At 67.1% G+C, this 6592-nt stretch carries 6 protein-coding genes; 5 read left to right on the plus strand and 1 reads right to left on the minus strand.

What is annotated here, in order from left to right; genetic code table 11:
* Positions 1–58 precede the first annotated feature (58 nt).
* From O3W51_RS17705 to O3W51_RS17720, 4 genes are all read left to right on the plus strand, one after another.
* A complete protein-coding gene (locus O3W51_RS17705) occupies positions 59–469 on the plus strand; it encodes a hypothetical protein (RefSeq protein WP_269286715.1) in 411 nt (136 codons plus the stop codon).
* Positions 470–696: 227 nt separating this feature from the next.
* Positions 697–1239 (plus strand): hypothetical protein, encoded by a 543-nt coding sequence (locus O3W51_RS17710; protein ID WP_269286717.1) that lies wholly within the window; start codon positions 697–699, stop codon positions 1237–1239.
* Positions 1240–1335: 96 nt separating this feature from the next.
* Complete coding sequence (locus O3W51_RS17715) at positions 1336–2604, plus strand: DNA polymerase III subunit beta (protein WP_269286719.1); 1269 nt, start codon at positions 1336–1338, stop codon at positions 2602–2604.
* A gap of 267 nt (positions 2605–2871) precedes the next feature.
* Positions 2872–3942 carry a hypothetical protein gene (locus tag O3W51_RS17720; RefSeq protein WP_269286722.1) on the plus strand — a complete coding sequence of 357 codons (1071 nt, stop codon included), beginning with the start codon at positions 2872–2874 and terminating at the stop codon, positions 3940–3942.
* Positions 3943–4088: 146 nt separating this feature from the next.
* Here O3W51_RS17720 and O3W51_RS17725 read toward each other — a convergent pair whose 3' ends face one another.
* On the minus strand, positions 4089–4658 hold the full coding sequence (locus tag O3W51_RS17725; RefSeq protein ID WP_269286724.1) for a hypothetical protein: 570 nt from the start codon (positions 4656–4658) through the stop codon (positions 4089–4091).
* Positions 4659–4939: 281 nt separating this feature from the next.
* On the opposite strand from O3W51_RS17725, the gene O3W51_RS17730 reads away from it, so the two are divergent.
* Entirely contained in the window at positions 4940–6406 is a 1467-nt protein-coding gene (locus O3W51_RS17730) for a serine/threonine protein kinase (protein WP_269286726.1), read from the plus strand.
* The last annotated feature ends 186 nt before the right edge of the window (positions 6407–6592 follow it).

Here is a 6592-nt window from a genome sequence, read left to right on the forward strand (position 1 = left end):
CGCCGCCACCGAGAACCCGACGAGAGCGAGCGAATCCATGGACCACTTCCTCCATGCAATGTTCCCGCGAGCGGTCGAGAACGCCGCCGCACTACTCAACAGCGTCTTTACCGCCCTCGGCGATGGGTGCCACACACTCACCGTCTCGATCCGCGCGCACTCCACGTCGGACGACTACTTCGTTACCACGGTGCCGTTCTGCACCACGGGCGAGCGAATCACGGTCGACCAGGACGAAACTGACCGCATCGTGACGCTGATGCTGGCGGGCCGTATCGGCGGCCTGGTCGTGCGCACCGCGACCGACAACGGACATGCCCGCGTGTGCGGCTGGTACCTCCAGGACAACACCGCCGTCCCACTCAGCCGCGCCCAAATCTTCAACGCCTACTGCACTGACCCCGAGGGCGAGCCGATCCCGCCGGAACACGGCGTGGAGTACGCCGAGGCACCGCCCCTGAACGTCTAGATCTCCCGGGGCGCAACCGAGCGGCTGCGCCCCCGCCCCAAGCGGCGGGGGAGTGGCGCCCCCGCCGGCCGAGCCGCAGCGCCAAACCGTCTCTGACCACGGGGAATTCGGGGAAGAACGGAGCCCGCCACAGCCCCAAATGTGGTCCAGTTGAGATATAGTTGTCTTGTTGGTCGGTGGTGGCAATCGGCCGGCAATCGAAAACACACCCAATTCGAGGGAGAGCCATGTCCAAGCACAGCCCCAGCCCTGTTGCCGAGCGCGATCTGACGGCCGCCGCCCCGGGCCCGCTGCACGGCAACGCGTGGGTCGCGAAGATGCTGCGCGACGTGTTCGGCGGCGACGAACAGTCCCGGTTCGATGTGCTCACGCTCCGCGAGGTGACCGACTTGCGCACCGTCGGTCGCCGGGCGATGCAGGCAGCCGAGATGCTGCGCCACACCGCGCTGGCCGATCGGCCGATCGGCGCCGAATGGCTGACCAGCATGGTCACTGTCTTCCGCTCGCGCGCGATCCTCGCGGCTGATGAAGCCGAGTTCGCCGCCCAGCAGGCCCGTGCGGCGGGCATGACCTACCCGCTCAGCACTTTCGCGTTCCGGCTGTGGGTCCTGGCCGCGTGCACGAATGCGTGGGTTGAGGCTCATCTCATGGATGCGGCCGCGATCCTGGCCGTGCCGGACGCCAATCACGACGATGCGAGCGCGTGGATGCGGACGGCTGCGGACCGGCTGGAATTCCTGGACACGGCCATCAATCCGCGTCCCCTCTAAACCGCCCGTGCGGCCCCGCTACGGGGCCGCAACCCCCTGGGGCGGGGGAGTGGCACTCCCGCCCCGCCGACAACACACGCCCAAGGAAGGCACCCCATGACGCAGGCCAGCACCGAGACCAAGACCGTCGAGCCGGTGAAGCCCACCGCCCATTTCGCGGTGCCTCACGCAGAGCTCACCGAGGCGCTCAACCTCGCCGAGTTCGGCGTTCCGGGCCTGCCCAACCCGCCCGCACAGTGCGGGGTCCTGCTGCAGACAGGACGCGACCGGCTCACCGTCGAAACGTTCGACTTCTGGACCGCCGTGTCGGTCACGATCCCCGCCGCAACACCCGTGGCCAAGGGCTGGTCGCTGCTCGATTTCGACGAGCTGAAGAAGGCACTCGCCGCGCTCGCGGCCGGAGAGACCAAGGCGGTCGCCAATCGGATTCCGGTCGCGCTCGCCGGCGACCTGCTGTCCACCCCGGACATGGCGGTACCGGTCATGGTGCGCGACCTCCACGAGTTCACCCACCCGCCGGAGTCGGTGCCCGCCATGGCGACCGTGGACGCGAAAGCGTTCCTGTCGCAGCTGGAGCGCGTGCTGCCGTGCGCGGGCCGTGATGACACCCTTCCGGCGCTCACCGCCGTACAGATGACGCTGGAGGGCGAGACACTCACCATGGCGGCCACCGACCGGTACCGGTTCGGCGTGGCCACCGTTCCCGCCGACGCCACGGTGCAGCCGTCGGAGAAACCCCTCACCACCCTCATTCCCGCTGACCTGCTGCGACGTCTTGCCAAGCGGCTGAAGTCCTACGAGGGACCGGTGGGCATCGGCATCATCGAGGCCGACGTCGACGGCGTAGCCCGGACCACTCTCACGGTGGGGACCGCCAGGATCACGATGCGACCGTTGGAAGGCGGCCTGCCCAAGTACACATCCCTGTTCCCGACGGAGCGTGAGACATCCATCCGTGTAGAGCGCTCCACCCTGGTGCGGGCCGTGAAGAAGGCGGCGGCACTGATCAAAGCCAAGGCAGAGAACGGCGCAGCAGTCACTGTCGCCTGGAGCCAGGACGAGGTACTCACTCTTTTCCCGCGCATCGGTAGCGAGGACGACCGGGCCCGCGTCAAGGGAATGGAGATCCCAGCCGCCTTCACACACGGCACTGCCGACAACGTCCGGGGCAGCAGCCTGTCGTTCAACCCGGCCCTGCTGCTTGACGCACTCCGAACGTTCCCCGCAGACACCCTCACCCTGCACCTGCGACCCATGGAGGACGGGCAGGGCAAGAAGCCCGTGCTGCTCACCGGCGGGCCCGACGTGACAGGTGACGGATACCGTCACCTGCTGATGCCCGTACGGCTCGACCTGATCAGGTAGAGGCTGCCGCGGGGACAGGAGAATCTTCCTGTCCCCGCGCTGCGACATCCGAACAAAACGAAACCTTGAAACCGCACGGGACCCCGGGGGCCATGACATCCTCGGGGTCCCGCTGTGCACTTCGCTGACCACCGGTTCAACGACCGGGCGAGGCCGGTGTCACGCCCTGGCCGCGACCGCGCCGTCAACGCGGCTTCCCGCTCATGGGCCGCACTGTCAGTGCCCGCCCGTACCCTGTCGCCCAAGCACTGCGACAGGAGGGGCAACGTGGCCCGCAACGGCATCAACCAGCGTGAACTCGACAAGTGGGCCAAGGGCTTGGTCAAGGAAGCGAACAAGAGCCTGGAGCGAGCCGCCCGCCGCAACCCCTCCCGCGTGCCCGTCCAGTTCGAGACCACCCCAACAGGAAGCGGCGCGCCCAACGGCGAGGCAATCGAGAGCAGCGCCCACCTGGCACGGTTGCTGCTGTGGTTGGACGCCTACGCCCAGCAGCACCCCGGGCGGTACATCGACGTCACCAGGTTCGTCGAAGAACACGAGCTGACCGACGACGCCTCCGTTCTCGCCCTCCAACTGGAGCAGCGTGGCCTGGCGAATCTCGCCCGAGCTTGGGGAGACGCGGTGCCTCACGTTCAGCTCACGGACGAAGGCCGCGTTGCTGTGCACGCCCTGAAGAACCGGCAGAAGGACCGCGCTGCTCGGCTCCGTCACACCATGAACGCCTTCCTCCGGTGGTTGTATGACACCGCAGGCGACCAGGTACCCACCAACCCCGCCCTGTTCCTCGCCACCCCCGGTTCGTACTTCGCCGGAGCGGACGTCTCCGGCGCCGACCTGCACCAGGCGCTCGCCTACCTGACAGAGAACGGCCTCATCGAACCCATCGACACCGACCCCAGCACAGTCGCCATCACACCCCGGGGCGTCAGCTGCGCCCTGGCAGGAGGAAGCGTGCAAGACGACATCAACCAGCCGACTCCCAGCGATAACGGGCCGGTGTTCCACATTGCCACGAACAACGGCAACATCGCGGCCAACAGCACTGGCTTCACCCAGAACGCGGTGACGCAGACCGGGTTCGATCCGGCGCAGATCCTGGCAGCGGTCAATCTTCTCCAGCAACTCGCGCCGTCCCTGACCCCGAACGCTGGTGAGCAGCAGGTACTCCTGACCCAGGTGCAGGAGCTCCAGGCAGCCGCCACAGTCCCGGCACCTGATCGCGGGTTGGTACGCCGCGTGGCGGGCGGAGTCATTTCCACCATCCGCGGTCTTGCACACTCACCTGATGTCCAGCGCCTGGCTCTGGAAGCGGTAGAGCAAGGAATCCAGGGCCTGTAGGGCGGCGGTCACTCTGCGGCGAAAACGGAGGACCTGTGCGGGTCCCCGGGTGCCATGACACTCCCGGGGCCCCGCTGTGCACTTCGCTGACCAACCGTTCAACGACCGGGCCCAGCCAGCGTTACGCCCGTGTTGGGACTGCGGTCCTACACAGGGGCCGGCTGCGGCTCTTCCAACACCCCGGCGACCTTCCGGGCCAGCTCCGCGACGTGCGGCGGCAGATAGCTGTCGAGCGCGTCGACGTCGTCGCACAGCCGGGCCCGCAGCCCATGCAGCACCGCCTCGGTGAACAGCTTCTGCGGGTCGTCCTCAACCTGTTGAGCGCTCTCGGCGGTGTATTGCCCGCGCCAGTAGCGCAGACCCAAGCCTCCCTGCTCTCCGCCGTTCTCGGGGGCCGGCTCACCCAGCAGCCCCGCGAGGTGCGCGCGGTCGTCGTCCGTCGGCCCGGCTGCCCGGCTGTGCTGCTGCCGGGTCTGCAGATACGACGCGAGGGTGTCCATGGCCATGCCGGTGCGCTGGCAGTACGCGGCGATCAGCAGGGATGCCATGTCCATCGTGTCGGAGGCGTCCGTGGCACGGATCAGCGTCATCCGCTTCCAGTCGTGCGCGATGTCCGGCTCGGTGTACCGCAGCACCTCCTGGAGGTTCTGCACCGCCTCGGAGACTAGCTGGTGGATCGCCCGCCGCAACGGCTCGGGCATCGGGGTGTCATCCATGACCGCACGCTAAAGGCGACGCGATCCCGGACGGCGGAACCCCGGCCCATTCCTCACCCGTATGGGCGACGGCACCGACGGCAGGAAACGGCGGCCCGGCGCCGGAGCCCCACGTTCCGCGCGAGCACTATCCCCTGCCTCCCGCCTTTCAGTAATGAGGGAGCCCAGTCCATCCATGACCAGCCTCGATCACCGGGAGGTGTCAGATGGCTCCGGCATGATGAGATCGGGCTCAAGCAGCCCTCCGGGATCAACTGTTGGTGACGGCGAGGCGCGAGATCATGAAAATGCAGCTCCAGCAGGAATGGGACCTTGGCGAGCCCCGCCAGCCCATCGGGGACGAAGGCGGCTTCGGCCGCGTCTACGAGGCACGATCTGCCGCCGGCGAGCTGGCGGCGGTGAAGCTGGTCCCCCAGGAACCCGGTGCTGACCGAGAACTGCTGTTCATCGACTTGGAAGGCGTCCGCAACGTCGTCCCCATTCTCGACAGCGGCGAAGCCGACGACGAATGGGCCCTGGTCATGCCCCGCGCGGACAAGTCACTGCGCGCCCACCTGGACCAACACCGCTCGCTGCCCCTGGACGAGGCCGTGCGCGTCCTGACGGACATCGCCGAAACCCTGACCGACCTGGACGGCCGGGTCGTGCACCGGGACCTGAAGCCGGAAAACGTCCTGCTCCTCGATGGCCACTGGTGCCTGGCCGACTTCGGCATCGCCCGCTACGCCGAGGCAACAACCGCCAAGCACACCTTCAAAGGCGGGGGAACCCTCCCGTACATGGCCCCCGAGTGCTGGAAGCACCAACGGGCCACTGGGGCGACCGACATCTACGCCCTGGGTGTCCTTGCCTATGAGCTTTTGGAGGGCACCACGCCCTTTACGGGACCGTTCGATCACGATTTCCAGGATCAGCACCTGCACGGCACCCCACCGCCACTGACCACCGCCCCCGCCCTGCTGGCCGCACTCATCACCGAATGCCTCTACCGCGCCCCGCAAAGCCGTCCGGCGGCAGGCAACGTGCTGGAGAGACTGCGCCGTATCCCTACCGCATCCCTGTCCGGTGGCCTGGCAGCTCTAGCTGAGGCGAATAAGGCCGTAGCCACACAGCACGCAGAGATCGACCGCCAGGCATCGGCAGCAGTGACGGAAGCCGAACGCCGTAGAGACCTGCTGGAAGCCGCTCAGACGTCACTCAGCTTGATCTCCGAACAGCTTCTGACGGCGATCACCAAAGTGGGCTCCGCGGCTGAGGTACGACGCGGTAAGAACGACTGGGCGGTCATCCTCTCCGACGCCCAGCTGTCCTTCAGCGACCCCACGAAGACTCGGCCCGACAACTGGACGCAGGCGCCCTTCGACGTCGTCGCCGACGCCAGCATCCTGCTGAGAATCCCCGGAAACCGGAATGGCTACGACGGCCGCAGCCATTCCCTCTGGTACGCCGATGCCCAGGTAGCTGGGCAGTATCAGTGGTTTGAGACCGCGTTCATGAGGAGCCCCCTCATCGGTGGGCTGTCAACGGTGGACCCCTTCTCGTTGTCTCCCGGACGCGATGCCCTCGGGGCGGTCCGATCCGGGATGGACGTCAACCAGGTGGCCTGGCCGTTCACCCCTCTTACGCTCGGGGATCTTGACCAATTCATTGACCGGTGGACCGGTTGGCTGGCCAGTGCCGCCACCGGCCAGCTCGGACACCCAAGTCAGATGCCCGAACATGATCCTTCAGGATCCTGGCGGAAGTGACTCGTCGGGGACGGTGTCGGGACACCGTCCCCGACCGGCTGCATCCTTGGAGCGGCTAGTACTGCAACCGCATGTGGTGTGACTGTTGGCGGTGTGGCTCGTTGGTCCGACTGTGTGACGAATCGTTGACGGTGGAGCAGGTCGAGTCGTGGTCCGAGGGCGTAGAAGAGTTGCATGCCCGGTTCG

Origin of the sequence: Streptomyces sp. H39-C1, assembly GCF_027158125.1 — a bacterium.
GTDB lineage: Bacteria > Actinomycetota > Actinomycetes > Streptomycetales > Streptomycetaceae > Actinacidiphila > Actinacidiphila fildesensis.

What these genes read in the sequence shown, in the direction of transcription:
- O3W51_RS17705 (WP_269286715.1), top strand. Translation starts at nt 59, where the DNA reads ATGTTCCCGCGAGCGGTCGAGAACGCCGCCGCACTACTCAACAGCGTC.
- O3W51_RS17710 (WP_269286717.1), top strand. Translation starts at nt 697, where the DNA reads ATGTCCAAGCACAGCCCCAGCCCTGTTGCCGAGCGCGATCTGACGGCC.
- O3W51_RS17715 (WP_269286719.1), top strand. Translation starts at nt 1,336, where the DNA reads ATGACGCAGGCCAGCACCGAGACCAAGACCGTCGAGCCGGTGAAGCCC.
- O3W51_RS17725 (WP_269286724.1), bottom strand. Translation starts at nt 4,658, where the DNA reads ATGGATGACACCCCGATGCCCGAGCCGTTGCGGCGGGCGATCCACCAG.
- O3W51_RS17730 (WP_269286726.1), top strand. Translation starts at nt 4,940, where the DNA reads ATGAAAATGCAGCTCCAGCAGGAATGGGACCTTGGCGAGCCCCGCCAG.